This window comes from Parvibaculum lavamentivorans DS-1, assembly GCF_000017565.1.
Taxonomy (GTDB): Bacteria; Pseudomonadota; Alphaproteobacteria; order Parvibaculales; family Parvibaculaceae; genus Parvibaculum; species Parvibaculum lavamentivorans.
The window spans coordinates 740,527-766,619 of the sequence record NC_009719.1; the positions used below are offsets into that span (position 1 = coordinate 740,527).

The window sequence follows — 26,093 nt, forward strand, 5'->3', positions numbered from 1 at the left end:
GGGGGCCCGATGAAGGCGCGCATGGCGCATGCGCTGGCGGCGCTGGTTTTGGCGTTGCCGATGACGCTCGCGCCGACAATGTCGCGCGCGCTCGACGCCGTTGCCATGGACGACAAACGTCCCGTCGTGGACCTCACGCCTTATGTGGAGAACTTCGCCGCGGCAGGCCGCAAGCTCACGATCGAACCGCCATCAAACGGCACCGCCGACATCGACACGGCGCCCGCCCGCGACATGGACGGGGAAGAGAATGCCGATGCCGCCAGCATGGAGGACGGCTCCATCGTGCTGTCGGACGGCGAGGGCAATGCTTCGGGCATGTGGCGCGCGGTGGCGCTGCGCAACCGGAGCGAAGACCTGGTGACGCGGCTTCTGGTGGCGGACCGGCGAAGCGACGGACTTCTCGGTTTCTTCTGGCCGCAGCCGCATATCGAAATCGGCCGCGCGGTGACGGCCGGCGGCGAGGACCCGATCCCCGCACCGGCCGAAGCCTGGCCGGGCTTTGCGGTTTTCTCCCTCACCGGCAATCCCGAAACCAGCATGACGGTGGCGCTTCACGCCGAAGAGGAAACCGACGCCGGCATCTATCTCTGGCACGCGGAAGCCTGGTCTTCTTTCACGCGCCGTCTTTCGCTGATCGAAGGCGGGATGCTGGCCGTGGTCGCAGCCTTTGCCATCTACATGGCGGCGCTTGGCGTGCTGACCGGCGTGGCGGCTGCGCGTGCGACGGCGGCGCTGCTCGGCGCGGGCTTCCTCGTGCTGCTCGGGGAGTTCGGCTATCTCGCCATGATCTTTTCGCTCTCGCCATGGTGGGATCTCGTCTTCCGCACCATCGCGCTGGCGCTGTTCGGCTCCGCCGTCTTCATGCTGGAGCGGTTCTTCCTCGAAAGCGAACGCCACTCGGCAACGCTCGCCATGGTTTCCCGATGGCTCGGCTATGCCGTGCTGGCGGGCATTCCGCTCGCCTTCCTCACCGCGTCGGGGGCTGCGCTTTATGTGCGCCTCTTCCTTGCCGTGGCGCTTCTCGCAGGCGCGCCGCTGGTGGTGATGGCGGCATTGCGCGGCGTGCGCCCGGCGCAATTGCTCATTCCCGGCGCCGCGCTCTTTGCGATTGCGGGTTTCTTTTCCGCCTTCCATGCGGCGGGCTGGGTGCCCGGCACTTTCGCGGGAACCGTCTTTGCGGGCGGCATATTCACCACCGCGCTGACGCTTTTTGCATTCGCCGCCGCCTATCACGCACAAGGCGGACGCCGCCGCGCCGATATCGGCACGCTTCGCAGCGAGCAGCGCCACGCCTTCGCGCTGTCCGGCGCGCGCATGGGCGTATGGGACTGGGACATCGCGGGGGACAAGCTCTATGTGTCGCCTTCCGTTGAAGCCATGCTCGGCCTCGATGCGGGAACGCTGGATGGCAATGAAGTCGCATGGCGCGAGCACATGCATCCCGCCGACCGGGAAACCTATCGCAACGCTCTCAATGCCTATATCGAGCGCGGCACGGTGTCCTTCACGCTCGATTTCCGTATGCGGCACTCGGATGGCGTTTTCCGCTGGGTGGCGCTCAATGCAAGCTGCGTCGCCGGGCCGGAGAACTATGCGACGCGTTGCATCGGGACCGTGCGCGATATTTCCGCGCAGAAGCACGCAGAGGAAAGGCTCATGCATGACAGCGTGCATGACAGCCTGACCGGATTGCCCAACCGCGCGCTCTTCATGGACCGCATGAGCCGGGCCATCCGCCGCCGCGGGCTTCTGGAACGGCCACGCGCGGCACTGCTGCTGATCGATCTCGACCGCTTCAAAACGGTCAATGACAGTCTCGGCCATTCGGGCGGCGATGCGCTGCTGATAGCGATTGCGCGGCGGCTTGAATCCCTCGTCACGCAGGACGATACGGTGGCGCGGATCGACGGCGATGCCTTCGCCGTATTGCTGACGACGCGGACCGAACGCGAGGACGCGCTCGCCTTCGCCGAGCAGGCGAGTGAATTTCTGCGACAGCCTATCGAGGTGGCGGGCCACGAGGTCTATCCGACATGTTCCGTCGGTGTCGCGATCTGCGAGGACGCGCATGAACATCCCGAAGAGCTGTTTACCGAAGCCGAAATCGCGATGTACCGCGCCAAACGCTCGGGCAAGGCGCGGATCGAACTTTTTGAACCGGGGATGCGCTCCGAGACCGACGATCATCTGACGCTCGAAACCGACCTCCGCCACGCCATCGAGCGCAGGGAGATGGAGCTTTACTACCAGCCGATCATGTCGCTCACCGATGGCGGCGTGCGCGGCTTCGAGGCGCTGATCCGCTGGAACCACCCGAAAGAGGGGTTGCTCGCGCCGGACAATTTCGTGCCACTGGCGGAAGAGCTTGGCGTCATCACGGAGATCGGCCGTTTTGCGCTGCGCGCCGCGAGCGAGGAACTGGCGACCTGGCAGAAGCTTTTCCCGATGGAGCGCGCGCTGACCGTGAGCGTCAACGTATCGAGCAGGCAGCTTCTGCGCCACGACCTGATCGACGATGTGAAGCGCGTGCTGAACCGCATTGACATCGAGCGCGGAACGCTGAAGCTGGAAGTCACGGAATCGCTGGTGATGGAGAACCCCGAATTCGCCGCCAGCATGCTGACGCGCATCAAGGCGCTGGGGGCAGGGCTGTCGCTTGACGATTTCGGCACCGGCTATTCGAGCCTGAGCTACCTGCAACGCTTTCCCTTCGACACGCTGAAGGTCGACCGCTCATTCGTGGCCGGCATGTCTGTCGATCGCGAAACGCCGCTCATCATCCGCTCGATGGTGACGCTGGCGCATGATCTCGGCATGGAGGTCGTGGCGGAAGGAACGGAAAGCGAGAGCCAGGCGCGCGACCTGGCGGATATGGGCTGCGATTACGGGCAGGGATATTATTTCGGGCAGCCGATGCGCGCGGCCGAAGCCCTCGACTTCATCGCGCATCACTGGCAGCGATAAACTCAGGCGTGGCCTGCTTCGCCTGACAGCAGTGAAATGTTGATGCCGAGCTTCGCCAGCGCCTCGTGATATTTCGCATCGAGATTGCGCCCAAACAGAATATCGGGATCGGGGTCGCAATGGAGCCAGCCATTGGCCTGTATCTCGGCATCGAGCTGGCCGGGCGCCCAGCCTGCATAACCGAGGGCGAGCAGCGCACGGCTCGGCCCGCAGCCGACGGCCATGGCGCGCAGAATATCGACGCTTGCCGTCAATCCGACATTCTCATCGACCGGCAAGGTCGATTCTTCCGAAAAGTAATCCTGCGTATGAAGAACGAAGCCGCGCCCCATTTCCACCGGCCCGCCGGCGAGGACGGGGCAGCCGATTTTTTCCGGCGACTGCGCGGGAGGAACATGAATGGCGAGTCGATCCAGCAGGTCCGGAAAGGTGATGTTCTGCGCGGGCTTGTTGACGACGATGCCCATGGCACCATCGGGATTGTGCACGCACATGTAAATGACGGTGCGCTCAAACCGGCTGTCGCCTATCGACGGCATGGCGATCAGCAATTTGCCCTCGAGGAAACCATCGTCTCCGGGGCGGTAACTCAAATCCGCCGACATAGGGCTCATGCTCATGACTGCCTCCACGCCGCATGATGCGCACATCGCATCATCAATGAAATCCTGCACCCTCCTGCCTGCGATGTCACAGGTTTTTGTGAGCGGGTGGCCGCCACCGGATGATAAGGTGGCGTGAAAGGATGTGGCGCGATTATGCGCGGCATCAAGCCGGGATCGGATGACGGAACGGAAATGCCGCGAACTGCCCCATACAAGCCGGGATTCTTCTTGTTGTTGTGCGCGGCACTGCTTCTTTTTTCCGTGCCGGAACGGGCGGAGGCAAGCGGGGTGACGCGGCTCGCGCTTGTCGCCGCATCGACGGCGCATGATGGCGGGCCGGTGCTGGCCGGGCTCGACATGGGGCTCGACAGGGGCTGGAAGACCTATTGGCGGGAACCGGGCGATTCGGGCATCGCGCCCACCTTCGACTGGTCGCAATCGGAAAATGTCGCCGATATCGAACTCCGCTGGCCGGCGCCGCGCCGCTTCGACGATCCGGGCGACATCACCTTCGGCTACACGGACGAGCTTCTGCTGCCGCTGCGCGTGACGCCGGCGGACCCGTCATTGCCGGTGACGCTGCGGCTCTCGCTGTTTTACGGCATCTGTTCGGACACCATCTGCGTGCCGCGTGAGGCGGAGCTTGAGCTGATGCTGCCGGCGGGCCCGGCGGAGGGCGGCATTATGCCGACGGCGGATGCGGCCCGTTTGCGCGCGGCGCTCGCCCGCGTGCCGGTGGCACCCGCCGATCCCGGCAGGCTGAGCGTGGGCTGGCGGCCGGATGCCGCGCCGACACTGGAGGTGCGCCTTCACCGCTGTGGAACCGGTTGCGTTCCGCCTGCGTTGATCGTCGACGGACCGGCAAACGTCTGGTTCGATACGCCGGCGGTGACGCGCGAGGGCGAGACGGTGCTCTACAGCGTGCCGGCGGAAGTATTGTCGACCGCCATGCTCGAAGGCGAGGAACTCGTCTTTATATTTTCCGGCCCGGACGAGGCCATGGCCTTTCGCAAGACATTGCCCTAGGCCGGGCGCTGAGGTTCCGGCTGGCGGCGACCCGCGAATGAGGCTTTAATGCCGCCAACCGCACGGGCCGCGAGGCACGCAGTGAAACAACCGAGGAGGCTCGCATGACCATCAATGTCGGAGACAAGATTCCCGAAGCCACGCTGATGCAGATGACCGACAAAGGCCCCGCGCCGGTGAAGACCGGCGAGTTCTTCAAGGGGCGCAAGGTCGTGGTCTTCGCGCTGCCGGGCGCCTTCACGCCGACCTGCTCGAACCAGCACCTGCCGGGCTTCATCAAGAATGCCGACACGATCAAGGGCAAGGGCGTGGACGAAATCGTCTGCCTCTCCGTCAACGACGCTTTCGTCATGGGCGCCTGGGGAAAGCAACAGGGCGCCGACAGCAAGGTGACGATGCTCGCCGACGGCAATGGCGACTTCACCAAGGCGCTCGGCCTTGAATTCGACGGCAGTAATTTCGGCATGGGCGTCCGCTCGTCGCGCTATTCCATGCTGGTCGATGACGGCGTTGTGAAAAGCCTCAACAAGGAGCCCGCGGGCGGCAAGGCCGAAGTGTCGGGCGCGGAAAACATCCTGCAGCAGTTGAGCTGATCTTTTCCGGTTGAGAAAAGCCTCCCCGGAAACGGGGAGGCTTTTTTATTTCGACGGCAAATAGGGCGCCATGCCCTGACGGGCGAGCGCATCCGCGCGATCGTTCTCCGGATGATCGGAATGGCCTTTTACCCAGTGCCAGCTTACCTGATGCGTCGAGATTGCCGCTTCGAGTCGCCGCCAGAGTTCGGCATTCTTGACCGGCTGCTTGGCGGCATTCTTCCAGCCGTTCTTTTTCCAGCCGTGAATCCACTTGGTGATGCCGTCTTTCACATAGTTGGAATCCGTGTGAATGCGGACATGCGCGTCGCGCTTCAACGCCTCGAGCGCCTGGATGGCGGCCATCAGCTCCATGCGGTTATTGGTGGTGGCCTGTTCGCCGCCGCAAAGCTCTTTCTCGCGATCCTTGTAGATCATCAAAACGCCCCAGCCGCCCGGGCCGGGATTTCCCGAGCAGGCGCCGTCTGTATATATCTCGACGATATCCTCACCGCTCATGCGTCGAGCCCGTAGCCTGCGGGCGAGGCGACGCCGCGGTGGAAGCGGAGCCGCGTCAGATATTCTTTCGGATCCTTCGGCTTCACGAATGCACCTGGCGGATGATTGATGAGGTCGTAGAGCCGCGTCAGCAGAAAGCGCATCGCCGAACCGCGCGCGAGCAGCGGCAGCGCATGGATTTCCGCCGGCTCGAGCGGGCGCACTTGCGTGTAAGCCTGAAGCAGCGCCCGCGCCTTGGTGATGTTGAACGAGCCGTCCGCCTCGAAGCACCAGGCATTGAGGCAGATCGCTAGGTCGTAAGCGAAGGCATCGTTGCAAGCGAAATAGAAATCGATAAGCCCCGACAGGCGGTCTCCTATGAAGAAGACATTGTCCGGGAAAAGATCGGCATGGATGACGCCATGCGGCAGGTCGCGCGGCCACTCGCGCGTCAGCACCGCGAGTTCCTTGTCGAGTTCCTGAGCGAGGCCGGGCTGATAGGCGTCGATGCCGTCGCGGCAGGAATCGAACAGCGGTCCCCAGCCATCCACATTGAGTGCGTTCTTGCGGGCAAGCTTGAAATCCGCGCCAGCCATATGCAGCTGCGCCAGCGCGCGGCCGAGCTCGACACAGTGGCGCGGCTGCGGCCGGCGCACCGAAATCCCCTCAAGAAAACTGACTATGGCGGCAGGCCGCTCCGCAAGCCGCCCGAGCATTTCGCCCTTCCGGTTGCGGATCGGCGTCGGGCAGCTGATGCCGCGATCGACAAGATGGTTCATCAGCCCGAGAAAGAACGGCAATTCGCTTTCCGCCACGCGCTTTTCATAAAGCGTGAGGAAATAGGTGCCGGCATCCGTATGCAGCATGAAATTCGAGTTTTCGACGCCCTCGGCTATGCCCTTGTAGGACATCAGGGTGCCGATATCGTATGTGGCGAGGAAGGCTTCGAGCTCCTCGTCGGGCACTTCGGTATAGACGGCCATAAAACCCCCGCTCAGCCGGCCAGCGCGCGCGGCAGCTTGAACTGTACCGATTCGCGCCGCACGGGGCTTTCTTCAACCGTCACTTCGAAGCGCTGCCGGAACGCATCGATCACTTCCTCAACCAGGACTTCGGGCGCGCTGGCGCCGGCCGTGAGGCCAACGATGGCGGGGGAGCCGAGCGCCGCCCAGTCGATATCGGTCGCGCGCTGCAGCAGCGCCGCATAGCGGCAGCCCGCGCGCTCGGCGACCTCGACGAGCCGCATGGAGTTCGATGAATTTGGCGCCCCGATGACGAGCATGGCGTCGACCAGCGGCGCTATCGCCTTCACGGCTTCCTGACGATTGGTCGTGGCATAGCAGATGTCCTCCTTGCGCGGCCCCGCTATGGCGGGAAAGCGGCGGCGAAGGATGGCAACAATGGCGGCCGTGTCGTCCACCGACAGGGTCGTCTGCGTGACGAAGGCGACTTTCTCCGGGTCTTGCGGCTGAAAGGCCTCTGCATCGGCGGCCGTTTCGATCAACCTGACCGATCCCTCGGGCAGCTGACCCATCGTGCCGATCACTTCCGGATGGCCGGCATGACCGATCAGCAGGATTTCGTGGCCTCGCGAATACAGCCGCTCGGCCTCCACATGGACCTTGGAAACGAGGGGGCAGGTGGCATCGAGGTAAAAAAGCTCACGCGATTGCGCGTCCGCCGGAACCGCCTTTGGCACGCCATGAGCCGAAAAGATCACCTTCGCGCCGGACGGCACCTCGTCGAGCTCCTCCACGAAGATGGCGCCTTTCCGCTCCAGCTCTTCCACGACATAGCGGTTATGCACGATCTCGTGGCGGACATAGACCGGGGGGCCGTATTTTTCTATGGCGAGTTCCACGATCTGGATGGCCCGGTCGACACCGGCGCAGAAGCCGCGAGGGCTTGCCAGCAGCAGCGTCAGGGGGGGCTTTGAAATCGTCTCGCTCATAAGCTCGCTCAAGGGTAATGCCCGAGGGGGCCGGCCCGTCCGGCAGGCGGAGGCGGCATCTCGTCCGCCTTGTGAGTCAGGAACCACTCCGATAGAGTTTCCGCGCCGTCGGGAACAGTCCGCAGCCTTGACTAACCTTATAAAAACCAAGGCTTTAGAGGCCGTTCACGCCGGTAATAGAGGGGGCTCGCCGGGGAAAGTCAAGAAAGCCCGCCGCAGCGTCCCTGCCAGTTAATATGCCTGCCGACCGACGCCAGACAATCCCGCCATACATCGCCAACAGATCGAGTGAGATCAAGATGCCGTTTCCGACCGCACCCTGCCGCCCGCTAGCCACCGTCTCCCGCATTCGCGGCAGCGCCGCGCCCGCGCTTCTTGCGCTGGTTGCGCTTGGCCTTTCCGGCTGCAGCTGGTTCGGCATGGGCGATACCACGAGGGCTGGCGGCACGGCGCAATATCCATGTCCGTCGGTCGGCGTCCTGAATGAAACCGATCATGTAACGCTGGTGCGCGGCGCGGGCACCGATCTGACGGACGTAATCGCCAAGGCGGAAATCGGCCGGGTCGTCTCCCAATGCAGCTACAATGTCGATGAATCGACAATCAGCGTCGACATCGCTTTCGACGGCGTGGCCGAGATCGGGCCAGCCGCGACGTCCCGCGAGATGACGTTCAATACGTTTGTCGCCGTGACGCGCCGCTTCAGCACCTTCGACAAGAAGCAGGTCTATGAAGTCCCGGTTACCTTCGTGCCGGGGCAGCGCCAGGTCCGCTTCGTGAAAACGGTCGAGGGCACAGTCCTGCCATATGGCGGCGACGCGGACGGGCGCATCTATCAAATCCTGATCGGCTTTCAGCTGACCGGTGAACAGCTCGCCTTCAATCGGCGCGTTCCCTACGCGCCGATCCGCTGATAGCCGTAAAAAGCGTGTGATTCGCGGTTTTTAGCCGCAATTTGAGGCGCGGGCGCGATTGACTCTCGCGGGCCCGCCCATATGATCGGCTTACACAGACGAACCCTGCGGGAGAGATCGTACCCGCCTATACGAGGGTCCGACGCCGAAGGAGCAACCGCCCCGGAAACTCTCAGGCATCAGGGACCGCAGGGGGATGAATCTCTGGAAAGTAGACCGGCGCATGTTTTTTGCCAGGTCTCACCGAAGGGCGTAAGCGGCGGGAAAATTCTCCCTCACCGCGAAATCTCTCAGGTTCAGCGACAGAGTGGGGCGCTACAAGCGGAGAAATCCGCCGGGTAGCGGCCAATTCGATTCGCTTTCGTCCAAAGGGACGAGCCTGGAAGCCCAATGTCGGAACCTGCCGTTCAAACGGAAATCCTGAAGACGACGCCGCTACACGCGTTACACGTCGAACTCGGCGCGAAGATGGTGCCTTTCGCGGGCTATGACATGCCGGTGCAATATCCGGACGGTGTGCTGGCGGAGCATCTGCACACGCGCAAGGCGGCGGGACTGTTCGATGTTTCGCATATGGGACAGGCATACCTTGTGGGCCCCGACCATGCGAGCATATCGGCCGCCATCGAGGCGCTCGTGCCGGGCGACATACTCGGCCTGGAGCCGCTCGCCATTCGCTATACGCTGCTGCTGAACGACAAGGGCGGCATACGCGACGACCTCATGGTGACCAGGACGGCGAAGGACGGCATGCTTTTCCTCGTCGTCAACGCCGCCTGCAAGGATGCGGACTTCGCGCATATCGCCGCCAACCTGCCCAAGGGCATCGAGCTGCGCCGTCTTGAGGACCGCGCGCTGATCGCGCTGCAGGGACCCGAAGCCGCCGCCGTATTCGCGCGGCTCGCGCCCGGGGCGGCGACGCAGGACTTCATGACCGGGGTCGAAATGACAGTGGCGGGCATTCCCTGCCTCGTCAGCCGCTCCGGCTATACCGGCGAGGATGGCTACGAGATTTCAGTGCCGGACGGCGAGGCGGTTGCGCTGACGAAAAAACTTCTCGCCGAACCGGAGGTCAAGCCGATAGGCCTTGGCGCACGCGATTCATTGCGCCTTGAAGCGGGACTATGCCTTTATGGGCACGATATCGATGAGACGACGACGCCCGTCGAGGGCGCGCTAACCTGGACGATTTCGAAGCGCCGCCGCGAAGAGGGGAACTTCCCCGGTGCGAAAATCATTCTCGATCAGGTTGCGAACGGCGTGACGAGGAAGCGCGTGGGACTGTTGCCGGAAGGCAAGGCGCCCGCCCGCGAGGGGACGGAAATCACCGATAAGTCGGGCCGCAAGATCGGTGTGGTCACGAGCGGCGGTTATGGGCCGAGTGTCGGCGGACCGATCGCAATGGGATATGTCGAGACTTCGCACGCAAAATCCGGCACGGATATCGAGCTTATGGTGCGGGGCAAGGGACGGCCGGCAAAGGTCGTGCCCATGCCCTTTGTCGAAAAACGTTTTTACCGGCCGGCTAAATAGAACCGGCACACAACAAGGATCAGGGGACTTTGCATGAGCGACATTCGCTTTACGGATCAACATGAATGGGTGCGTGTCGATGGCGACATCGCGACCATCGGCATCACGGATTATGCGCAGGAGCAGCTCGGTGACGTCGTGTTCGTCGAACTGCCGGAAGTCGGCAAGGACATCGCAGCCGGGGACGAGGCGGCGGTTGTCGAATCCGTCAAGGCGGCCAGCGAGGTCTATTCGCCGGTGAGCGGCGAAGTCATCGATGTCAATAGCGACATCGAGAAGACCCCGGCGGGCGTCAATGAAAATGCGATGGGCGACGGCTGGTTCATAAAGCTGCGGCTCGCCGACCCCTCCGAACTCGACAAGCTGATGGACGAAGCCGCCTACAGTGAATTTGTCGAGAGCCTTCAGTAAGGCTGACAAAAAGGAAATTCAGATCATGCGTTATCTGCCTCTGACCGAAAACGACCGGCGCGAAATGCTCGGAGTGATCGGTGCGAAAAGCGTCGATGAACTCTTCCGCGACGTGCCGGAGCGCGCGCGGCGGGAAGGGCTGGTCGATCTCCCTCGCCGCCAGGGCGAACTGGAGGTGGAGCGCATGCTCGGGCGCATGGCGGCGAAGAATACGCCCGCCGCCTCCGTGCCATTCTTCGTCGGCGCGGGCGCTTATCGTCATCACGTGCCTGCGGCGGTAGACCACCTGATCCAGCGGTCTGAATTTCTCACCTCCTATACGCCCTACCAGCCCGAAATCACGCAGGGCACGCTGCAATATCTGTTCGAGTTCCAGACGCAGGTTGCGATGATTACCGGCATGGAAGTGGCGAACGCCTCCATGTATGACGGCGCGACCGGCTGCGGCGAAGCCGTGCTGATGGCGCATCGCGTGACCAAGCGGCGCAAGGCTGTTCTTTCCGGCACGTTGCATCCGCAATATGCGGCGGTGGTGCAGAACCTGTCCGATTTCGCCGACTACGAACTCGAAGTGATGCCTCCCGCGCTGCCGGGGCAGGCGGAAGATATTCTCGCCCATATTCACGACGACATCAGCTGCGTCGTTGTGCAGACCCCGGGCTTCTTCGGCGAACTCCACGATCTGCGCCCGATTGCGGAAGCGGCTCACGCGAAAGGCGCATTGCTGATTGCGGTGGTGCCCGAAATCCTGTCGCTCGGCGCGGTGACGCCGCCCGGCGAAATGGGCGCCGACATTGTGGTCGGCGAAGGCCAATCCATAGGCAACGGCCTCAATTTCGGCGGGCCTTATGTCGGTCTCTTTGCGACGCGTGAGAAATACATGCGGCAGATGCCCGGACGGCTTTGCGGCGAGACTGTGGACGCGGATGGCAATCGCGGCTTCGTGCTCACGCTCTCGACGCGCGAACAACATATCCGCCGTGAGAAGGCGACGTCGAACATCTGCACGAATTCCGGGCTTTGCTGCCTGGCCTTCACGATCCACATGTCGTTGCTCGGCGAGGAAGGCTACAAGCGCCTGGCGCGCATCAATCACGCGGCGGCCGTGAAACTTGCAGAGCGCCTGGCGAAAGTGCCCGGTGTGGAAATTCTCAACCAGGCCTTTTTCAACGAGTTCACGATGCGTCTGCCGAAGCCGGCGGCGGAAGTCGTGGATGCGCTGGTAGACAAGGGTGTGATCGGCGGACTGCCCGCATCCCGCCTGCTGCCCGGCGTGGCTGAGGTAGAAGATCTGCTGATCGTCGCCTCGACGGAAATCAATACGGAAGCTGATCGCGCCGCCTATGAAGCCGCGCTGAAGGAGGTGCTGTAAATGTCGGGCATGAACAAGCAGGGCCGACCCACCTCTCTCGCCGGCACCGGAAGCGGCGGCACCCGCGAAACGTTCACGGGCAACCGCGCTTTGCATCTGGAAGAGCCGATCCTGTTCGAGCTCGATAATCCTGGCGCCTGCGGCGTCGATCTCGACGAGCCCGAGGAGTTCGCGCCGCGTCTCGGCAATTTCGCACGGGCTGGCCGCATCGGCCTTCCAAGCGTGTCGGAGCCGGAAGTCGTACGTCACTTTGTACGCCTCTCCTCCAAGAATTATTCGATCGATGCGGGGCTCTACCCGCTCGGTTCCTGCACCATGAAGCACAACCCGCGCCTGAACGAAAAGATGGCAAGGCTGCCGGGTCTCGGCGACGTACACCCGCTGCAGCCGGTGAAAACCGTGCAAGGCGCGCTTGAGCTGATGCACGAACTCTCGCATTGGCTGAAGGAGTTGACGGGCATGCCCGCCGTCGCGCTGTCGCCCAAGGCCGGCGCACATGGCGAACTCTGCGGCATGATGGCGATCCGCGCGGCACTCATCGCGCGTGGCGAGGATGAAACGCGAAGCCGCGTGCTGGTGCCGGAATCGGCGCATGGTACAAATCCCGCGACCGCGGCATTGCTCGGCTACAAGGTGGATGCCATTCCCGCGACAAAGGAAGGCCGTGTCGACCTTGAAGCCTTCAAGGCGAAGCTCGGGCCGGATGTGGCCGCCATCATGCTCACCAATCCGAACACATGCGGGCTTTTCGAGCGCGATATCATAGACATCGCCGATGCTGTGCATGAAGCGGGCGCCTATTTTTACTGTGACGGCGCGAATTTCAACGCGATCGTCGGACGGGTGCGGCCGGGCGATCTAGGCGTCGATGCGATGCACATCAATCTCCACAAGACCTTCTCGACGCCGCATGGCGGCGGCGGTCCCGGTGCGGGCCCCGTGGTCTTCTCCGAGGCGCTCGCGCCTTTCGCGCCGCTTCCTTACGTCGTGCACGACAAGGATGGCTTCCGCCTGGTCGAGACCGAGGGAGACGCGAAGGCGGACGGCACAAACCCCTTCGGCCGCATGGTCGCCTTCCATGGGCAGATGGGCATGTTCGTGCGGGCGCTGGCCTATATGATGAGCCATGGTTCGGACGGTCTCCGGCAGGTGGCGGAGGACGCGGTGTTGAACGCGAACTATGTGCTCGCATCGCTGAAGGAAGATTTCTCCGCGCCCTTTGAAGGACCTTGCATGCATGAGGCACTGTTCGACGACCGTTTCCTGAAGGGAACAGGCGTCGAAACGCTCGACTTTGCCAAGGCGATGATCGACGAGGGCTACCATCCGATGACGATGTATTTCCCGCTGGTCGTTCATGGCGCCATGCTGATCGAACCGACGGAAACGGAATCGAAGCAGTCGGTCGATCTTTTTATCGCCACGATGAAAGACCTCGCCCGCGCGGCCAAATCCAACGACAAGGACCGCTTCACCGGCGCGCCTTACATGGCGCCGCGCCGGCGCCTGGACGAGACGGGAGCAGCGAGAAAACCCGTGCTGCGCTGGGCGCCGCCGGCACCGAAACAGGCTGCCGAGTAATATGGATGAGGCACGGTTCCTTTCGCTCGCACTGACGAACGAAAAGAACCGCACCATTCTCCAGCACCTTCCTGAATTGAAGCTGCCCGACGCATGGCTTGTGTCGGGCAGTCTCTTTCAGACGGTCTGGAACGGCATGACGGGCCGGCCGCCGGAACACGGCATCAAGGATTACGATGTCTTCTACTTCGACCCGGATACCGGTTGGGATGCGGAGGACGCGGCGATCCGGCGCTGCCGCGAGATGTTTCTGCCGCACGGCATCGATGTAGAGCTGCGCAATCAGGCGCGCGTACATATCTGGTACGAAGAGAAATTCGGGACCCCTTATCCGCCGCTTCGCAGCTCGGCGGAGGGCATCGACAGGTTTCTCGCGCCCGCCTGCATGGTGGGTATCTCGCCCGGGTGCGGAGAGTTGGATATCTACGCGCCCTGTGGCTTCGGCGACATCGCGAACATGACAATTCGCCCCAACCGCATGCCGAATTTCAGCGCCGCCCGCTATGCGGAGAAGGCGGCGCGCTGGAAGGAACGCTGGCCCGAGCTGACGATTGTCGAAGCCTAGGCCCCAAGTAGCCTTTCCTGAAAGAAGGCGATGACGCGCCTTGCTGCTTCCTTCGTCGGCTCGCCGTCGCGGTCGATCAGGTCGACTGTCAGAACGCTGTGGGGCTTGGGCGCCGGCGACGCCGGATTGGCATGTTTGTCATCGAGCTCGATGCCTTCGAAAGCATCGCCGAGTTCGCGTCTGAGCGCCTCGAATTTCTCCGGCGGACACATCGGGTCGCCCTTGAAGCGAAGGCCCAGAACCTTGTCCCCCTTGGCGCATCGCTCCTTCACGCATTGAAGCTCTTCCGGCGAGACGTGAAGTGCCCCCTTTCTCGCCGACCCGATCGGCAGGGGCATGGAAGGCTGCGACAGTACGGGTGCCATGAGCGCAGGCTCCATCATCATCGACAGCGCAAAATTGCCCGAGAAGCACATGCCGATGGCGCCCACTCCCTTGCCTCCGGCTTCTGCGTGAGCGTGCCGGGCCAGCGCCCGCAACCAGCCCGTCACCGGACTGGAGCGATGGGAGGCCAGAACATGGAATTCGCGGCTGATACAGAGCTTCGCGATGGAGCCCAGCGCATAGGGCAGCGTAATGGGCTTGCCGGCCTTGCCCAGCAATTCGGGCATGTAGACGCGGAAACCCGCAGCCACGACCCAGTCCGCGAAGCGGATCACCTCCGGCGTGATGCCGGGGACCTCATGGATGACGATGACTGCAGGCCCCGAGCCGCGCACATAGACGGGCTTCGTTACGCCCTCATCCGTGAACTCTGTCTTGCTGTACGTCTCAAGCATGCCCGCCTCCCATTTCCTTGTTCCCCTTGTTCCTCATTCAACGGGAGGCGCGGCCTTGAAAGCAAACAAAAACCCCGCCCGGCAAAAATTGCGGGGCGGGGTTTTGGAAGAGTTTGGGCTCAGTGAAGCTTGGAGGTGAGTTCGGAGATCGACTTTTCGACGAACTCTGCGTCCTTGCCGGCATCGACCTTGGCGGCGATGACGCGGCGGGCGGCCCCGACTGCGACTTCCGCGGCGGTTGCCCGGACGTCGTTGAGGGCCTGGGTCTCGGCCTGGGCAATCTTGTCCTCGGCGAGCTTCGTGCGGCGCTCCACCTGGATTTCCATGTTGGCCCGGGTTTCCTTCGCCAGCTGTTCCGCCTCGACCTTCGCCTGCGCGACGATGTCTTCGGCTTCCTTCATGGCTTCGCGCTGCTTGCGCTGATAGGAGGCGAGAAGCTGCTGCGCTTCCTCGCGGAGACGGCGGGCTTCATCGAGCTCGGCCGCAATGTCGGCGGCCCGCTTGTCGAGCGTGGCTGCAAGCGTGCGGTGCACTTTGAAATAGCCAAGGATCGCGAAGAAGGCCACGAGACAGGCCAGGATCCAGAATTCGGCGGTGGCGAACATGGTTTTCCGGTCCTTCGCTTAGCTGAGTTCTGTGTCGACGGCGCGCTCGGTCGCCGAGCGGTCGCTGTCGCCGAGAAGTTGTGCCACGATCGTGTCCGCCACATCGACGGCGACGGCGCGCACATTCTGCAGAGCCGCGTCCTTGGTGGCCGCGATCTGCTTTTCCGCTTCCGAAATTTTCTCGGCGAGACGGGCCTCGATGGCGAGGCGTTGACGCTCGGTCTCTTCCTGCAGTCTGTCGCGCGTTTCCTGCGCGATGCCCTGTGCCTTGGCCCGGGCTTCGGCAAGGGCCTTTTCGTAAGCCCCGATCGCTTCCTCGGTCTGCAGCTGGAACTGGGCAGCCTGGTCGAGATCGTCGGCGATACGGTCGCGGCGCTCTTCCAGCACGTTGGCGATGCGGGGCAGCGCCACGCGCGACATGAGCAGGTAGAGAGCGGCGAAGCTCAGTACCAGCCAGACGAGCTGAGACTCGAAAGAAGCGGCGTCGAAAGGCGGAAAACCTCCCGCATGCTCGGCATCCGGGACTTGCGTCTCGGAGATGAGCTCGGAACCTGGTTCCTGGGCCATGGCTTCGGCGATCATAGGGGACTCCGGTCGTTCAGGCGGGCTGCCGGCTGCCCCTCGGGGAACAGCCGGCAAACCGACCCGAAAAGGATCAGACGAAGAGCAGGATCAGCGCGACGAGCAGCGAGAAGATGCCCAGCGCTTCCGTCACGGCGAAGCCGAAGATCAGACGGGCGAACTGGCCATCTGCGGCCGACGGGTTGCGGAGGGCGCCGGCGAGGTAGTTGCCGAAAATGTTGCCCACGCCGATGGCTGCGCCACCCATGCCGAGGCAGGCGATGCCGGCGCCGATAAACTTTGCTGCTTCTGCTTCCATAATCAGGTGCTCCTATTAGGACGTTTAGAGGTTAGGGAACGGCCATGGAGCCGCAACCATGTCATTTATTGGGGTGGTTTGCCCCGAACCCGGGATCAGTGACCCGGATGCAGCGCGTCGTGAAGATACATGCAGGTCAGAATGGTGAAGACGTAGGCCTGAAGGGCGGCCACGAGAAATTCGAGCGCGGTGAGCGCGACGATCATGAAGAGCGGCAGGATCATGCCGGCCCAGCCGACGACGCCCATCGTCATGAAGGTGAGAACGAAGCCCGCGAACACCTTCAGCATGATGTGTCCCGCCAGCATGTTGGCGAAAAGACGTACCGAATGGCTGATGGGCCGCGAGAAATAAGAGATGATCTCGATCGCCACGACGAGTGGCAACAAGGCCATAGGGACGCCGCTCGGAACGAAAACCTTGAGGAAGCGCGGGCCGTGCAGAACGAAGCCCGTCAGCGTCACGCCGAGGAAGACGACGATGGCGAGGGCAAAGGTCACGACGATATGGCTCGTCACGGTGAAGGCGTAGGGGAACATCCCGATCATGTTCGCGAAGAAGATGAACATGAAGAGCGAAAAGATGAACGGGAAGAACCGCATGGCATCATGGCCGGCATTGTCGCGGACCATGTTGGCGATGAAGGTGTAGAAGCTCTCGACCACCGATTGCATTCGGCCCGGCACCATGGCGCCCGAGCGCATGCCCAGTGTCATGAAGAGGCCGATCGCCACAACCGTCACGACCATCCAGAGACTGGCATTGGTGAAGGAGGCATCGAGGCCGCCTATGTTCAGGGGAATGAGGGGCTGCACAACGAACTGGTGCAGGGGATCGACGGGAAAACCGCCTCCGGTTTGTTCGGCGCCTGTTGCCACGGTATTGCCTCAGCCTCAGTTCTTGTCGCCGGATGAAGGTCCGGCCGTTGCGTCGCCGGGCGGTAGCCCGGATGGATCTTGTTTCGTGTCCGCCGCGGTCGCATTCATTGCCTGCGTCGCGCGAAGCACATTCTTTACGCCCGCCACCGTTCCCAATCCGGTGAAAATCACCAGGAAGATCGGCAGCGTGCCGAAAAACCAGTCTACGAACCAGCCGATGCCGGCCCCGAGAAGTACGCCGGCCACGAGCTCCGAGGAGAGCCGCATGGCCACACCCATATCGGAGGGCCTGCCCGTCGGTGCCCGCCTTGGGCCGGTCGCCTCGTCCTTGCGCCGCGCGTTGCGCGCGGCGGCGATGCGGCTTCCGAGAAGGTCGCGTTCTCTCTTCTGGGCGGCGCTGTCGCCTTCCGTGGGAGTCCCGGCTTCCTCGTTCCGTGTCAAAGCGAAGCCTCGCCGTCAGAAAATGCTCTTTTTCGAGCCCGCCCCCGGACCGAAGCCGCGCGCACCCTACTGTCAGGGTCATAACCTGTCAAGAACCGCTGGAGCCTGATTAAGTCATTGATCCACAAGTATTTTTGACGGCTTTTCGCGGCTGCGGCATTCGGCCTCGGCACAGGGCGCCGGCGAGTCTCCTTTCGACAAGAAAAAGCCCCTCGCCGAGGGGCCTTTTCGACTGCGCCGGAAGGTGCCGAAAGGGTCTCAGGACGCCTCGCGGAGCCCCTCCGCGGCGTCAAGATCGACCGATACGAGGGTCGAGACGCCGCGCTCCTGCATGGTGACGCCAAAGAGGCGGTTCATGCGGGCCATGGTGAGGGCGTGGTGGGTGATGATGAGGAAGCGCGTGTCGGTTGTACGCGTCATCTCGTCCATCAGGTCGCAGAACCGCTCGACATTGGCATCGTCCAGCGGCGCGTCCACTTCGTCCAGCACACAGATGGGCGAGGGGTTGGTGAGGAAGACGGCGAAGATGAGCGACATGGCCGTCAGCGCCTGCTCACCGCCCGAAAGCAGCGACATCACCTGCAGACGCTTGCCAGGCGGGCGGGCGAAGATTTCGAGGCCGGCTTCCAGCGGATCGTCGGATTCGGTGAGTTTCAGATGCGCTTCGCCACCGCCGAAAAGGTGGGTGAAGAGGCGCGAGAAATTGGCGTTCACCTTCTCGAAGGCTTCGAGCATGCGCTCGCGCCCCTCGCGATTGAGACTGCCGATACCCTGACGCAGTTTCGCGATGGCGCTGACGAGATCTTCGCGCTCGCTTGTCATGGTTTCGAGCTGCTCTGTCAGTTCGCGTGCTTCTTCCTCGGCGCGCAGGTTGACGCCGCCAAGGCTTTCACGCTCGCGCTTCAGCCGTTCGAGCTTTGCGTCTATCTGTTCGAGGTTCGGCATCTCCGCGCCTTCCTCGAGATTGGCCTGGGCGAGCGCTTCGGCCGGTTCGCATTCCAGCACTTCGCGGATGCGGGCTTCTGCTTCGGCGCGGCGCTCGCGGCCGCCATCGACCAGACCGTCGATGCGGGCGCGCTCTTCGCGTGTCTCGCCGAGATTGTGTTGCACTTCCTTGGCATGTTTTGCCGTTTCGGAGAGCAGCTTCTCGGCCTCGGCGAGCGCGTCCGCAGCTTCGCCACGTCCCGTTTCCGCCTCGGCGATCAGCGTCAGCAGCACATGGCGCTTCTGTTCGATCTCCGCGGGCACGCCCTCAAGCGCCTTGAGCTCGGCTTCGGCCTCCGCCTTGCGCTGTTCCAGCGTCCCGATCTGGCGTTCGGCATTGGTTGCGCGCAACTGCCAGGCGTTGCTTTCTTCCGCGATGGTCGAGAGGCGCCGGGTGCGCGCTTCGGCTTCGCGCCGCAATCCTTCATACGCTGCGCGGGCCTCCGACAATTCGAGCCGCAGGCTTGCGACCTGGTCGCGCAGCTCGCTTGCGCGGGCACGCGGCTCCTCGTCGGGCTTCAGGTTCTGTAGTGCGATCTCGGCTTCTTCAAGGGCGCGTGCGGCCTCTACATTGTCGCCGGAAAGCCGTTCATGGGATTCCGCCAGCGCCGCCAGACGGGAGAGCTGCGCCGATGCCGCACGTTCCGCTGCCTGCAGCGTGTCGCGGATACGGTTGTGCTCGCCCTGCGCCTCACGGAGAGCCGCGCGGCGCGACTGTTCTTCCTGCAGTGCCTTTTCGGCGGCGACATGGGCGGCGTCGAAAGCGGCGCGCGCTTCGGCGGCTGTCGCCCGCGCGGCGGCAAGTTCGCCTTCGAGATCGATGAGCCGGTTGCGCTGTTCGAGCCGGCGGGCGGAAGCGGTCGGCGCATCGGCGGCTGCCGTGTAGCCGTCCCAACGCCACAGCGCACCTTCGCGTGTGACGAGGCGCTGGCCTGGCGTCAGCAGCGGTTGAAGCCGGTTGCCTTCCTCGACCGAGACGACAATGCCGATTTGCGAAAGACGCCGCGCAAGCGCGTTCGGGCCCTTCACGAAATAGGAAAGCGGCGTTGCGCCGTCGGGAAGGGCCGGTGTCGTCTCGAAGGCGGGAAGCGATCCCCAGTGGATCGGCGCCGCCGCATCTTCCGGCACCGCGAGATCGTCGCCGAGCGCCGCGCCAAGGGCCGTTTCATAGCCATGCTCCACCGACACGGCATCGATGACCGGCGGCCAGAGATCGCTTTCGCCGACGGCGAGAAGATCGGCGAGCGTCTTGGCTTCCGCCGCAAGGTCGCCGGCGGCGCGATCGGCAATCTGCATCGGCTCGCGCGAAGCCTTTTCGGCTTCCTGTGCGGCCCGTCGCGCTTCCTCCGCATCGAGCGCGGCACGCTCGGCATTGGCCACCTTGCCTGCGGCTTCTTCAAGCTCTGCGGATTGCAGTGCGATCTGCGCCTTTTTCTCTTCCGCGTCGGACAGCGTTTCGCGTTCGCGCGCGATCTCCGCGAGTTGCCGCTCCAGCTTTTCGATGCGCTGACGGCCCGCTTCGACGGTGCGGACAAGGCTGGTGCGTTCCGCGCTGAGGCGGGCGATTTCCTGATTGAGCTGGTCGAGTTCGCGCTCGCTTGCTTCGAGCTTCGTCTGCGTTTCGCCGACGCGGGCTTCGGCGGCGGCTTGCGCTTCCGCCTGGCCTTCTTCGGCGCCGCGAAGTTCCTGCGCTTCCGTTTCCAGGCGTGTCATCGCGCCTTGCGTATCTTCGATCAGATGGCGCTCGCGGCCGAGATCCTGTCCGATTTGTTCGAGGCGCGCCGTGAGGCGGCCGGCCTGATCGCGGGCGCGGGCTTCTTCCGCGTCGAGGTTGTCGCGCTCCACTGTGAGGCGGTGCAGACGGGCGGCGGCTTCCGCTTCCTTTTCACGCAAGGGCGGCAGACGATCAGCCACTTCCGCTTCCATGGTGACGGCGGCGGCGGCTTCGCGGGTGAGTTCGGCGACGCGCACATCCGTCGCCGCGAGGCGCTCTTCCGAGTGCTTCAGCGTCTCGACGGCCTGCGTCCAGCGGAGGTGAAGGAGGATCGCTTCCGTCTCGCGGATCTGGCCGGAAAGATTGCGGTAACGCACGGCCTGGCGCGCCTGACGCTTGAGGCTTGCGAGCTGCGATTCCACCTGCGCCACCACGTCGTCGAGGCGAGTGAGGTTCGTTTCCGCCGCTTTCAGGCGAAGCTCCGCCTCATGACGCCGCGTATAGAGGCCGGTGATGCCCGCCGCTTCTTCGAGAATGCGGCGGCGGTTGATCGGCTTGGATGAAATGAGCTGCGCGATCTGGCCCTGACGGACGAGGGCAGGCGAATGCGCGCCGGTGGAGGCGTCGGCAAAGAGCAACTGCACGTCGCGGGCGCGGACTTCGCGGCCATTGATGCGATAGGTCGAGCCCTGGTCGCGCTCGATCTTGCGCGACACTTCGATGACTTCGCTGTCGTTATAGGCAGGAGGTGCGGAGCGGTCCCCATTGTCGATATAGAGAACGACCTCGGCATGATTGCGTGCGGGGCGCCCGGATGTGCCGGCGAAGATCACATCTTCCATGCCCGAGCCGCGCATGTTCTTGAACGAATTCTCGCCCATCACCCAGCGCATGGCCTCGAGGAGGTTCGACTTGCCGCAGCCATTGGGCCCGACGATACCCGTCAGCCCCGGCTCGATGATGAGATCGGTCGGGTCTACGAAAGATTTGAAACCTGAAAGCCTGAGGCGATTGAACTTCACTGTGGGTCTCGATCCTTAAGAGGTGTCGGTCTTCTTGAACGGAGCATCGTGCCCCGCGACGCGCGTGCGGGGATTACTCCTCCGCGGGCGCCGCCGGTGTGGACGCGCCATCGGCGGGCACGTCCGAAATCCTCTGTCCCGCAAGGGCTTTTTCGATCAGGGGCTCGAACTCGCGCCACGGCAGCGCGCCTTCGATCTTTTCGCCATTGATGAAGAATGTGGGCGTGGAGCGGACGCCGAATGTCTTCGCGCCGCGCGTCGCCACTTCCTTCACGTGATTGAAAACCTTCTCGTCTTTCATGCAGGCGTCGAAGCGTTCTTCCGAAATCCCGCCCTGCCGCGCCAGCGCCTTCAGGTCTTCCATCGGCGTCTGCGTGAAGGCCCATTGCGCCTGCTGGCGGAAGAGGACGCCGACGAAACCGAAATAGCGCTCCGGCCCCGCGCAATGCGCGAGCATGAAGCCCGCAGTGGCGACGGGATCGAAGGGGAAATCGCGCAGGATGTAATGAACCTTGCCGGTCTCGATGTATTTTTCCTTGAGCTGCGGCAGCGTGTTGATCTCGAAAGCCGCGCAATGCGAGCAGGTGAGCGAGGCATAGTCGATCACCGTGACCGGCGCGTCGGGATCGCCGAGCGTCATGTCGCCCAGAGGGCCGGCAACGAGCAGTTCCTGCTCGAAGGCGCTGCCACCCGCGCGGCCCGGCGTGGCCCCGTTGGAAGAGCCGAAAAAGAGATAGGCCCCATAGGCGAGCGCGATGAGAACGACGGCGGCGAAGCCGATAATGATTGCTCTATTTTGATTCACGACAGCTTCTTCCTACCAGATGTTGGGGCATTATGGCCGCGGCGGGCAGCGCCCTCAACCAAACCTTTCAGTTGCCTTGGACCGAGAATCGGGACTCGCGCGGCTCAGCGCCGCCGCTGCGCGCCGATGACCCGCTCGCCAAGCTTTTCCAGCGACTTTCTGAGCGCCGGTTCTTCAATTTTTTCAAGGCCTTGGTCAAGCGCCGCGCGCTCCTCCGGCGCCAGCGGCCTGATCTTGCGATAGCGCGGCCGCGCCTTGACCGGCAGCGGGCCTTGCACGAGTTTCAGCCGCGCGACGGCGCTGTATCCATAATAGGAATTGATGCGCTCGACGATCTGCGGTTCGAGGTGACGGATTTCGACCGCGACCGGACCGTCGACACGGATGGTGAGAACCGCGCCGCTGCGCCGGCCCTTGCCCGCGTCGTCACCGGAAGTCCTTGGAAACACAAGCTTTTCCGGCGCCGAAAATTCCGCGAGGCCGCCGCCGACGATCTCCGGCCAATGCGCCAGCACATGCGCTTCCTGGAAGCCGCGCTTCACGAAGGCGGCGCGCGCCACCTGCATCACCCGCGCGCCGACGGGCGGCAGGCTGAAGCGGCGCGACGCAATCCTGTTGCCGGTGATGCCGTTCATCTCGTTTCCTCTGAACCGGCGCGCATTCTGACTCGAAATCGTCATCCATGCGAATTGACGGATGAGGGCATTCCAAGCGAAGACTGGTGCATGAGCATGAAGGCGAAAAAAGCCAAGGAAATCAGCGGGAAAGCGGCCGCCGCGCCGCTGCTCGCCTGGTATGACAAACATGCCCGCGTGCTGCCCTGGCGTGCGCGAAAAGGCGAACGGGCGGACCCTTATGCGGTCTGGCTTTCCGAAATCATGCTGCAACAGACGACGGTGGCGACGGTCGGGCCTTATTTTACGGGCTTTTTGAAGCGCTGGCCGAATGTGGAGGCACTGGCCGCCGCGCCGCAGGAAGAGGTGATGAAGGCATGGGCGGGGCTCGGTTATTACAGCCGGGCGCGCAATCTTCATGCCTGTGCGAAGGAAGTATCGTCCGAGTACGGAGGGAAATTTCCCGATACGGTGGAAGGACTTGAGAGCCTGCCGGGCATCGGCCCCTATACGGCGGCGGCAATCGCGGCGATCGCCTTTGGAAGAGCTGCGACGGTGGTGGATGGAAATGTCGAGCGCGTGGTGGCGCGGCTTTTCGAGATCGAAACGCCGCTGCCGGCGGCGAAGCCGGATATCCGGGAGAAGGCCCGCACCCTGACGCCGGAGCAGCGGGCAGGCGACTTCGCGCAGGCCATGATGGACCTCGGCGCGACCATCTGCACGCCGCGCTCTCCCGCCTGTAATCGCTGTCCGATCAATGACTTATGCGATGCACGGGCGGCGGGCACGCAAAATCTCCTGCCTGCCCGGGCGCCGAAAAAGGCCCGCCCGACGCGCCGCGGCGCCTGCTTCTGGCTGGTGCGGGAGGGGCATGTCTGGCTCCGCCGGCGGCCCGACAAGGGGCTCCTCGGCGGCATGCTGGAAGTGCCCGGAACGCCCTGGGATGAGAGCGACCGTCATCGAACTGTCATCGAACTGTCACACGACGAAAATGGAGGCCGCCGGGGTGTCGCCGGAGAGGTGCTCGACCACGCGCCGATGGAAGCGGAATGGCGACTTGTCCCCGGTTTGGTTGAACACACGTTCACGCATTTTCATCTCGAGCTGGAAGTCTTCACCGCGACGACGCGAAAAAAAATTGTCCCCGGGCGCGAAGGCATGTGGGTGCCGCTTGAGGAGGTCGCCGGCGAGGCGCTGCCGACCGTGATGCGGAAGGTCGCGGCACATGCGATGCCGGATGCGGGACCGCTTTTTGTGAAGCGGTGAGGTTTGTCCGTGTACAAATAATAAAAACAAATGTCATCCCGGCGAAAGCCGGGACCCATTGGTTCCCTCAGCAAGGGCTATTTAAAATGACGCCGTCGACCTGGAGCGCATCGGGCGCGGGGCAAGGGGCGAGGTGGATTGGGTCCCGGCTTTCGCCGGGATGACAATTTTATTTGGAGGGGAAAGGCACGTGTGGCGCCTTACGCTTCCCCCATTTCCGCACGCACCTTCTGCCGCAGGATGTCGATGGGTTTCAGCTTTCCGTCGGTCTTGAAGTGCCAGAAGGTCCAGCCGTTGCAGGCATCCAATCCTTGCACATGGGCACCGATCTTGTGGATGGAGCCGGTGGCGTCGCGGCAGACGATGGAGCCGTCGGCGCGGACGCGGGCGGCGTGACGCTTGGCGGGGTCGGTCAGCACGGCGCCGGGTTCGAGCAAGCCGCGCTCGATGAGCGTACCGAAGGGAATGCGGACTTCGGCTTTCTTCGAGGTGGTGACTTTCAGATCTTCCGGCGCGCCGGTCTTGATGAGGCGGATGCGTTCGCGCGCAACCTTGATGTAACGCTCCTCGCGCTCGATGCCGACGAAGTTGCGGCCGAGCTTCTTCGCGACGGCGCCCGTGGTGCCGGTGCCGAAGAAGGGATCGAGCACGGTGTCGCCGGCATTGGTGGTGGCGAGGAGAACGCGGTGCAGCAGGGCTTCCGGCTTCTGCGTCGGATGCGCCTTGTCGCCATCGCCATCCTTCAGGCGCTCGCCGCCGGTGCAGATCGGCAGCAGCCAGTCGGAGCGCATCTGGAGATCGTCGTTCAGCGCCTTCATGGCGTCGTAATTGAAGGTGTATTTCTTCTGATCGGCGCTCTTCGTTGCCCAGATCAGCGTTTCATGCGCGTTGGTGAAACGCGTGCCGCGGAAATTCGGCATCGGGTTCGACTTCCGCCAGACGACATCGTTCATCATCCAGAAGCCGAGATCCTGCAGCGTCGCGCCGACGCGGAAGATGTTGTGATAGGAGCCGATCACCCAGATCGCGCCGGTGTCTTTCAGGACGCGGCGCGCGGCGTTCATCCAGTTGCGCGTGAACTCGTCATAGACCTGGAAGCTCGCGAACTTGTCCCAGTCGTCATCGACCGCATCGACCTTCGACTGGTCGGGGCGGGTGAGGCCGCCACCGAGCTGCAGATTGTAGGGAGGGTCCGCGAAGATGAGGTCGACCGATTTTTCCGGCAATGCGTTCATCGCCTCGATGCAGTCGCCCTGAATGATGATCTCGGCCGACTGCCCGGCCTTTGAATTGACGCGCCCCACTCGAACTACCCCTTGAGAATGACAAGGCGGCGATCATGAGTCAGCGCGGAATCGCGGTCAATAAGCTTTTTGAATCAAGAGGTTAACAGATTCGCCGGACACAAGATCGAGTCCCTCTTCGAGGCCGGGACTCAACATCTTGCGTACCGGCGCGAAGGAGCGGCGGTGGATCGCACACGGCCCGAGGCGCGAAAGCGCATCGAAATGCTCCGGCGTCGAATAGCCCATGTGTTTTTCGAAGCCGTAGCCCGGATGCGTTTCGGCGAGCGCGGCCATCATCCGGTCGCGCGTGACCTTGGCGACGATGGAAGCGGCGGCGATCGAGCGCGCCAGCGCATCGCCGCCGATGACGGCGCGCGACGCGCAGGCGAGCGAGGGCGGACAGCGGTTGCCGTCGATGAGCGCGATATGCGGCGCGCGGGGGAGGCTCGCGACGGCGCGCGTCATGGCGAGCATGGTGGCGTGGAGAATGTTGATCTCGTCGATCTCCTCGACGCTGGCGATGCCGACGCCGATTTCGGCGCAGTCCGCGAGCTCGGCGAGAAGATCGGCGCGGCGCGCGGCATCGAGCTTCTTGGAATCGTTGAGCCCTTCCGGGCAGCGCGTGAGGTCGATGATGACGGCGGCGGCAACGACCGGCCCGGCAAGCGGCCCGCGCCCCGCCTCATCGACGCCGCAAACGAGACGCGCGGGCGCCCCTTCCTCGATCTCGAAACGGAAATCGGGCAGAAGCGGCAGAGGCTTCTTTTTCTGTGCGGGTTTTTTGGCAGGCGGCGGCATGGGGCGGAGTGTGCCGCAAGCGCAGG

25 protein-coding genes and 1 riboswitch are annotated in these 26,093 nt (G+C 63.4%); of the genes, 10 read left to right on the plus strand and 15 right to left on the minus strand.

Annotated features, from left to right (window positions below; translation table 11 throughout):
• Nucleotides 1-9 precede the first annotated feature (9 nt).
• Nucleotides 10-2,967, plus strand: a complete 2,958-nt coding sequence (locus PLAV_RS03460; RefSeq protein ID WP_049767696.1) for a putative bifunctional diguanylate cyclase/phosphodiesterase — start codon at nt 10-12, stop codon at nt 2,965-2,967.
• Between the two features lie 2 nt (nt 2,968-2,969).
• Here the strand turns inward: PLAV_RS03460 and PLAV_RS03465 are convergent, their stop codons facing one another.
• Complete coding sequence (locus PLAV_RS03465) at nt 2,970-3,587, minus strand: YqgE/AlgH family protein (RefSeq protein ID WP_011995595.1); 618 nt, start codon at nt 3,585-3,587, stop codon at nt 2,970-2,972.
• 273 nt (nt 3,588-3,860) lie between these two features.
• Between PLAV_RS03465 and PLAV_RS18715 the strand changes: the two genes are divergently transcribed.
• Nucleotides 3,861-4,598 (plus strand): protein-disulfide reductase DsbD domain-containing protein, encoded by a 738-nt coding sequence (locus PLAV_RS18715; protein ID WP_168713171.1) that lies wholly within the window; start codon nt 3,861-3,863, stop codon nt 4,596-4,598.
• Nucleotides 4,599-4,702: 104 nt separating this feature from the next.
• Nucleotides 4,703-5,191 (plus strand): peroxiredoxin, encoded by a 489-nt coding sequence (locus tag PLAV_RS03475; protein ID WP_011995597.1) that lies wholly within the window; start codon nt 4,703-4,705, stop codon nt 5,189-5,191.
• 45 nt (nt 5,192-5,236) lie between these two features.
• Here the strand turns inward: PLAV_RS03475 and rnhA are convergent, their stop codons facing one another.
• From rnhA to ispH, 3 genes are read right to left on the minus strand one after another with little or no spacing between them, the layout of a single operon-like run.
• Nucleotides 5,237-5,689 (minus strand): ribonuclease HI, encoded by a 453-nt coding sequence (rnhA, locus tag PLAV_RS03480; protein WP_011995598.1) that lies wholly within the window; start codon nt 5,687-5,689, stop codon nt 5,237-5,239.
• A complete protein-coding gene (gene thrB, locus PLAV_RS03485) occupies nt 5,686-6,651 on the minus strand; it encodes a homoserine kinase (RefSeq protein WP_011995599.1) in 966 nt (321 codons plus the stop codon). Before thrB ends, rnhA begins: the two co-directional genes overlap by 4 nt.
• 11 nt (nt 6,652-6,662) lie before the next feature.
• Nucleotides 6,663-7,619, minus strand: a complete 957-nt coding sequence (ispH, locus tag PLAV_RS03490; RefSeq protein WP_011995600.1) for a 4-hydroxy-3-methylbut-2-enyl diphosphate reductase — start codon at nt 7,617-7,619, stop codon at nt 6,663-6,665.
• A gap of 299 nt (nt 7,620-7,918) precedes the next feature.
• Between ispH and PLAV_RS03495 the strand changes: the two genes are divergently transcribed.
• From PLAV_RS03495 to PLAV_RS03520, 6 genes are all read left to right on the plus strand, one after another.
• Nucleotides 7,919-8,533 (plus strand): hypothetical protein, encoded by a 615-nt coding sequence (locus PLAV_RS03495; RefSeq protein ID WP_011995601.1) that lies wholly within the window; start codon nt 7,919-7,921, stop codon nt 8,531-8,533.
• Nucleotides 8,534-8,631: 98 nt separating this feature from the next.
• A riboswitch (glycine riboswitch) is annotated at nt 8,632-8,732 on the plus strand.
• A 191-nt stretch (nt 8,733-8,923) separates the two neighbouring features.
• On the plus strand, nt 8,924-10,066 hold the full coding sequence (gene gcvT, locus PLAV_RS03500) for a glycine cleavage system aminomethyltransferase GcvT (protein ID WP_011995602.1): 1,143 nt from the start codon (nt 8,924-8,926) through the stop codon (nt 10,064-10,066).
• Between the two features lie 33 nt (nt 10,067-10,099).
• Complete coding sequence (gene gcvH, locus PLAV_RS03505; RefSeq protein ID WP_011995603.1) at nt 10,100-10,477, plus strand: glycine cleavage system protein GcvH; 378 nt, start codon at nt 10,100-10,102, stop codon at nt 10,475-10,477.
• Between the two features lie 25 nt (nt 10,478-10,502).
• Nucleotides 10,503-11,849 carry an aminomethyl-transferring glycine dehydrogenase subunit GcvPA gene (gcvPA, locus tag PLAV_RS03510; RefSeq protein WP_011995604.1) on the plus strand — a complete coding sequence of 449 codons (1,347 nt, stop codon included), beginning with the start codon at nt 10,503-10,505 and terminating at the stop codon, nt 11,847-11,849.
• A 9-nt stretch (nt 11,850-11,858) separates the two neighbouring features.
• A complete protein-coding gene (gene gcvPB / locus PLAV_RS03515; RefSeq protein WP_049767843.1) occupies nt 11,859-13,430 on the plus strand; it encodes an aminomethyl-transferring glycine dehydrogenase subunit GcvPB in 1,572 nt (523 codons plus the stop codon).
• Between the two features lies 1 nt (nt 13,431).
• Nucleotides 13,432-13,995 carry a nucleotidyltransferase family protein gene (locus tag PLAV_RS03520; RefSeq protein ID WP_011995606.1) on the plus strand — a complete coding sequence of 188 codons (564 nt, stop codon included), beginning with the start codon at nt 13,432-13,434 and terminating at the stop codon, nt 13,993-13,995.
• On the opposite strand, the gene PLAV_RS03525 is transcribed toward PLAV_RS03520, so the two are convergent.
• The 9 genes from PLAV_RS03525 to PLAV_RS03565 all read right to left on the minus strand — a co-directional run bounded on the left by PLAV_RS03525 (nt 13,992) and on the right by PLAV_RS03565 (nt 22,738).
• Complete coding sequence (locus tag PLAV_RS03525; RefSeq protein WP_011995607.1) at nt 13,992-14,774, minus strand: dienelactone hydrolase family protein; 783 nt, start codon at nt 14,772-14,774, stop codon at nt 13,992-13,994. The genes PLAV_RS03520 and PLAV_RS03525 overlap by 4 nt on opposite strands.
• Before the next feature lie 119 nt (nt 14,775-14,893).
• Complete coding sequence (locus PLAV_RS03530; RefSeq protein WP_011995608.1) at nt 14,894-15,379, minus strand: F0F1 ATP synthase subunit B family protein; 486 nt, start codon at nt 15,377-15,379, stop codon at nt 14,894-14,896.
• A gap of 18 nt (nt 15,380-15,397) precedes the next feature.
• Nucleotides 15,398-15,961, minus strand: a complete 564-nt coding sequence (locus tag PLAV_RS03535) for a F0F1 ATP synthase subunit B (RefSeq protein WP_011995609.1) — start codon at nt 15,959-15,961, stop codon at nt 15,398-15,400.
• A gap of 73 nt (nt 15,962-16,034) precedes the next feature.
• Nucleotides 16,035-16,259, minus strand: coding sequence for a F0F1 ATP synthase subunit C (locus tag PLAV_RS03540; protein ID WP_011995610.1), 225 nt, complete (start codon nt 16,257-16,259; stop codon nt 16,035-16,037).
• Nucleotides 16,260-16,354: 95 nt separating this feature from the next.
• Entirely contained in the window at nt 16,355-17,137 is a 783-nt protein-coding gene (locus PLAV_RS03545; RefSeq protein ID WP_011995611.1) for a F0F1 ATP synthase subunit A, read from the minus strand.
• 15 nt (nt 17,138-17,152) lie between these two features.
• Nucleotides 17,153-17,578, minus strand: coding sequence for an AtpZ/AtpI family protein (locus PLAV_RS19845; protein ID WP_011995612.1), 426 nt, complete (start codon nt 17,576-17,578; stop codon nt 17,153-17,155).
• 258 nt (nt 17,579-17,836) lie between these two features.
• Complete coding sequence (locus PLAV_RS03555; protein ID WP_011995613.1) at nt 17,837-21,298, minus strand: chromosome segregation SMC family protein; 3,462 nt, start codon at nt 21,296-21,298, stop codon at nt 17,837-17,839.
• Between the two features lie 73 nt (nt 21,299-21,371).
• Nucleotides 21,372-22,103 carry a thioredoxin domain-containing protein gene (locus PLAV_RS03560; RefSeq protein WP_011995614.1) on the minus strand — a complete coding sequence of 244 codons (732 nt, stop codon included), beginning with the start codon at nt 22,101-22,103 and terminating at the stop codon, nt 21,372-21,374.
• Between the two features lie 104 nt (nt 22,104-22,207).
• Nucleotides 22,208-22,738: a DUF721 domain-containing protein gene (locus tag PLAV_RS03565; protein ID WP_049767697.1), complete on the minus strand. Its 531-nt coding sequence runs from the start codon at nt 22,736-22,738 to the stop codon at nt 22,208-22,210.
• Nucleotides 22,739-22,828: 90 nt separating this feature from the next.
• On the opposite strand from PLAV_RS03565, the gene mutY reads away from it, so the two are divergent.
• A complete protein-coding gene (gene mutY / locus PLAV_RS03570; RefSeq protein ID WP_143710160.1) occupies nt 22,829-23,983 on the plus strand; it encodes an A/G-specific adenine glycosylase in 1,155 nt (384 codons plus the stop codon).
• Between the two features lie 200 nt (nt 23,984-24,183).
• Here mutY and PLAV_RS03575 read toward each other — a convergent pair whose 3' ends face one another.
• Both PLAV_RS03575 and PLAV_RS03580 read right to left on the minus strand, forming a co-directional pair.
• Complete coding sequence (locus tag PLAV_RS03575) at nt 24,184-25,287, minus strand: site-specific DNA-methyltransferase (RefSeq protein ID WP_011995616.1); 1,104 nt, start codon at nt 25,285-25,287, stop codon at nt 24,184-24,186.
• Between the two features lie 57 nt (nt 25,288-25,344).
• Nucleotides 25,345-26,067 (minus strand): ribonuclease HII, encoded by a 723-nt coding sequence (locus tag PLAV_RS03580; RefSeq protein WP_083762487.1) that lies wholly within the window; start codon nt 26,065-26,067, stop codon nt 25,345-25,347.
• Nucleotides 26,068-26,093: the final 26 nt, after the last annotated feature.

What these genes read in the sequence shown, in the direction of transcription:
- gcvPA (WP_011995604.1), top strand. Translation starts at nt 10,503, where the DNA reads ATGCGTTATCTGCCTCTGACCGAAAACGACCGGCGCGAAATGCTCGGA.
- gcvPB (WP_049767843.1), top strand. Translation starts at nt 11,859, where the DNA reads ATGAACAAGCAGGGCCGACCCACCTCTCTCGCCGGCACCGGAAGCGGC.
- PLAV_RS03530 (WP_011995608.1), bottom strand. Translation starts at nt 15,379, where the DNA reads ATGTTCGCCACCGCCGAATTCTGGATCCTGGCCTGTCTCGTGGCCTTC.
- PLAV_RS03495 (WP_011995601.1), top strand. Translation starts at nt 7,919, where the DNA reads ATGCCGTTTCCGACCGCACCCTGCCGCCCGCTAGCCACCGTCTCCCGC.
- gcvT (WP_011995602.1), top strand. Translation starts at nt 8,924, where the DNA reads ATGTCGGAACCTGCCGTTCAAACGGAAATCCTGAAGACGACGCCGCTA.
- rnhA (WP_011995598.1), bottom strand. Translation starts at nt 5,689, where the DNA reads ATGAGCGGTGAGGATATCGTCGAGATATATACAGACGGCGCCTGCTCG.
- ispH (WP_011995600.1), bottom strand. Translation starts at nt 7,619, where the DNA reads ATGAGCGAGACGATTTCAAAGCCCCCCCTGACGCTGCTGCTGGCAAGC.
- PLAV_RS03535 (WP_011995609.1), bottom strand. Translation starts at nt 15,961, where the DNA reads ATGATCGCCGAAGCCATGGCCCAGGAACCAGGTTCCGAGCTCATCTCC.
- PLAV_RS03520 (WP_011995606.1), top strand. Translation starts at nt 13,432, where the DNA reads ATGGATGAGGCACGGTTCCTTTCGCTCGCACTGACGAACGAAAAGAAC.
- PLAV_RS03540 (WP_011995610.1), bottom strand. Translation starts at nt 16,259, where the DNA reads ATGGAAGCAGAAGCAGCAAAGTTTATCGGCGCCGGCATCGCCTGCCTC.
- PLAV_RS03565 (WP_049767697.1), bottom strand. Translation starts at nt 22,738, where the DNA reads ATGAACGGCATCACCGGCAACAGGATTGCGTCGCGCCGCTTCAGCCTG.
- gcvH (WP_011995603.1), top strand. Translation starts at nt 10,100, where the DNA reads ATGAGCGACATTCGCTTTACGGATCAACATGAATGGGTGCGTGTCGAT.
- thrB (WP_011995599.1), bottom strand. Translation starts at nt 6,651, where the DNA reads ATGGCCGTCTATACCGAAGTGCCCGACGAGGAGCTCGAAGCCTTCCTC.
- PLAV_RS03460 (WP_049767696.1), top strand. Translation starts at nt 10, where the DNA reads ATGAAGGCGCGCATGGCGCATGCGCTGGCGGCGCTGGTTTTGGCGTTG.
- mutY (WP_143710160.1), top strand. Translation starts at nt 22,829, where the DNA reads ATGAGCATGAAGGCGAAAAAAGCCAAGGAAATCAGCGGGAAAGCGGCC.
- PLAV_RS03580 (WP_083762487.1), bottom strand. Translation starts at nt 26,067, where the DNA reads ATGCCGCCGCCTGCCAAAAAACCCGCACAGAAAAAGAAGCCTCTGCCG.
- PLAV_RS03525 (WP_011995607.1), bottom strand. Translation starts at nt 14,774, where the DNA reads ATGCTTGAGACGTACAGCAAGACAGAGTTCACGGATGAGGGCGTAACG.
- PLAV_RS03475 (WP_011995597.1), top strand. Translation starts at nt 4,703, where the DNA reads ATGACCATCAATGTCGGAGACAAGATTCCCGAAGCCACGCTGATGCAG.
- PLAV_RS03465 (WP_011995595.1), bottom strand. Translation starts at nt 3,587, where the DNA reads ATGAGCATGAGCCCTATGTCGGCGGATTTGAGTTACCGCCCCGGAGAC.